Origin of the sequence: Microcystis sp. M53602_WE12, assembly GCF_030065455.1 — a bacterium.
GTDB classification, from domain to species: domain Bacteria; phylum Cyanobacteriota; class Cyanobacteriia; order Cyanobacteriales; family Microcystaceae; genus Microcystis; species Microcystis aeruginosa.
This window is the reverse complement of sequence record NZ_JASJFB010000095.1, coordinates 1-3,068: the sequence shown is the minus strand read 5'-3', so window position 1 is coordinate 3,068 and position 3,068 is coordinate 1. Positions and strand designations below refer to the sequence as shown.

Annotated in this window: 2 protein-coding genes; both read left to right on the top strand. The window is 41.5% G+C overall.

All coding sequences use genetic code 11. The features are described 5' to 3' along the window. Window positions 1-294 precede the first annotated feature (294 nt). On the top strand, window positions 295-1,659 hold the full coding sequence (locus tag PX482_RS04125; protein WP_288122090.1) for a UDP-N-acetylmuramoyl-tripeptide--D-alanyl-D-alanine ligase: 1,365 nt from the start codon (window positions 295-297) through the stop codon (window positions 1,657-1,659). 7 nt (window positions 1,660-1,666) lie between these two features. Beyond that, a complete protein-coding gene (locus PX482_RS04120; RefSeq protein ID WP_288122088.1) occupies window positions 1,667-2,617 on the top strand; it encodes a hypothetical protein in 951 nt (316 codons plus the stop codon). Window positions 2,618-3,068 lie beyond the last annotated feature (451 nt).

Genomic DNA, 3,068 nt, shown 5'->3' with positions numbered 1-3,068 from the left:
GTGATCTAAGTCACAGCTTGTCGTTAATTTGTGTGGTAGGGAGTGCCTGGAAGTCTTGCTAGGCAAGGCTTTAAAGACTATATTTCCCGAAAATTATCCCTATTCTTCTTCCTTCCACACAAAAACCAGAAGAGCGGCGATACTGCCTATAGAGGGGATGTAAGACCAAAAGCTGGGCGTAAGTCTGTCTTGAGGCAATCCCCCAAGAAATAGGAAGCTCTCAACGACCTTGAGAGTAGTTCACATCTATCTTCTAGATGATTCGGAATTTACTCCTAAGTATTTTTATTGTCTATGCCCTGTCATTTATCCCTCAATCAACTAGCTCAATTATTGTCCTTACAAGATAATGGTGACATAAGTTTTAGTCCTGATAGTTTAGTATCTGGCATTAATACTGATAGCCGTAGTATTGAGTCAGGACAAGCATTTTTGGCCTTAAAAGGTGATAATTTTAATGGTCATGATTTTATCGATATGGCTATCGAAAAAGGAGCGGCGACATTGATTGTCGATCAGCCAGTTTCGGTAAATTACTCTAGTAATATTCCTGTATTTCTAGTCCAGAATACCCTAGAAACCTATCAGCAATTAGCCCATTGGTGGCGGAATCAATTTACTATACCCGTGATTGCTATTACAGGATCGGTGGGGAAAACCACGACTAAAGAATTAATCGCCTCCGTATTAGCAACCCGGGGAAAGGTACATAAAACCTTGGCTAATTATAACAATGAGATCGGAGTGCCGAAAACTCTCCTCGAACTGGATGAAACTCACGATAGTGCCGTAATCGAGATGGGAATGCGGGGACGGGGAGAAATTGCCCTGCTCGCTCAAATCGCCCAACCGACGATCGCAGTGATTACTAATGTGGGAACCGCTCACATCGGTCGTTTAGGGTCGGAAGCAGCGATCGCAGAGGCCAAGGGTGAGTTATTGGCCGAGTCTCCTTCTAGTAGTATAGCTGTTCTTAACTACGATCACCCTTTACTTACCGAAACAGCTAAACGGGTATGGCAGGGGGAAACAATTACCTATGGCTTCTCTGGCGGCGATATAGTCGGGGAATTACTGGATTTAACTACTTTACGAGTCAATGGACTAGATTTTAACTTACCTTTATCCGGTCGTCATCATGCTTTAAATTTTATGGCGGCCTTGGCCGTAGCGAAAATTTTAGGCATCGATTGGACTTCTTTGCAAGAGGGAATTAAAGTTAATTTACCCAGTGGTCGGGCCAAACGTTACCAATTAGAGCCAGATATCCTACTCCTCGATGAAACCTATAACGCGGGTCTAGAATCAATGTTAGCGGCCTTGGATTTACTGAAAGCTACTCCCGGTCAGCGTCATATTGCTGTTTTAGGCACGATGAAGGAGTTAGGGTCTTTTTCGGAGCAATTACATCGCCAAGTGGGTGAGAGGGTGCAAAAACTAGGTATAGATCGCTTGTTTGTCTTGGTAGATGACCCAGAAGCTAAATTTATTGCTGAGTCCGCTACTGGGGTCGCTTGCGAATGTTTTCAAACTCATATAGATTTAATTAATCGTTTGAAGGACGTGATCGATTCTGGCGATCGCATTTTATGTAAAGCTTCCCATTCCGTCGGTTTAAATCGCGTGGTGGAGGAGTTAATCAGTGATATTAGGAGTTAGGAGATATATGTTAGAGAAGAGAGCATTTTTTAGCAAGAATAGCCGATTGAAAACTGTTTTTTCAGGGATTTTAGGGCTAGTTTTCTTTTTTTCGGTCGTGCAAGTCTCTTTTGCTCAACAATCGAGACAACTGGAGACTTATCTTCCGGATCTCAGTGGTTTAGCTTGGGTAGAAGCAGATATTTTTCTAGGGGTTCACGATGCCAAAAATAAGGGCAAAAATAGTGATCCATCTCAACCAAGGCTGAGTCTTTTACGGCTGCCTACGCAGGAAAAACCCCTATTATGGCAGGTTTTAAGGGTAGATTGGCCAAATCCAGAGGGATTGAGTAACGATCTCGAAAGTATTACTCATATCCCTGAAACTAACTTATTTTTGTTGGCTGAAAGTGGCGACAAAAAACCTTTTCAAAGACTATTTTTACTAGCATATAACCAGCAAAAAGTCAAGATAGTTGAGCAAATAAATTGGCCGATCGCAGTCGAAAATGTAGAGGCGATCGCTGTTAGTCGGCAAGGCGATCGTTATCTATTTATCTACGCAGAACGGGCCGATAGTCAAGAGAGTACCAAAATTCGCTGGACGGATATCTCGTTCAATCCCTTAAAATTCGGGGAATTTCAGTCGGTAACTTTTCGGAGTCCTTTTGGTAGTGGTAAAAATATTCGCCCCATCTCCGATTTAGCCGTAGATAAGCAAGGTAATATCTACATAGCTTCCGCTTACGATCCAGATAATGCGGGAGTGTTTAGAAGTGCTGTTTACCGTATTGGTCAAGTTACAGCCGATAATAGCCTAATTCTTGCCCCTAATCCCCAAAAAATTGCAGAAATCGACGGCTCCAAAGTGGAAGCGGTGACCACCAGAGAATCTCCTAGAGGTAAAATAGAAGTCTTTATCGGTACAGATGACGAGAATTATGGCGGTTTTCTGCGACCTTTGCTCTTAGATAATTAGCTAATCTGTACTGAATTTAAACTGCGTATTGGAATTTTTAGTACAAATGCTCGAACTTTCTCTCCCCACTCCCCACTTCCCTGCTCCCTTCTCTCCAATAACTACTCGCAGCTAGAAATCCGCTAGGCCGCATCATACTTTGTGCTTTTTGTCAAAAAAACTTTTTTTTTGCAATAAAACTACACAAAAAAAAGATCATCGTTGTGGGTGAAATTGACTCATTTACCTGTCTTAATTAGGATGACCTTCTAGGTGTGGCAAGGGTTTCAACCGTTGCTGCCCAAAAAAGCACAGAAAAAGCCATTATGAAATTCCATAAAATCGCTGTAACCATCATAACATCGTTGTTAAATAAAAATCTTTCTCAATTAATTCTTAAGAATTTGTAAATATTGCGGAATGTTAATTTAAATATTCTCAAGTTTTTGGAGTTAATCAATAATTTTTGCTT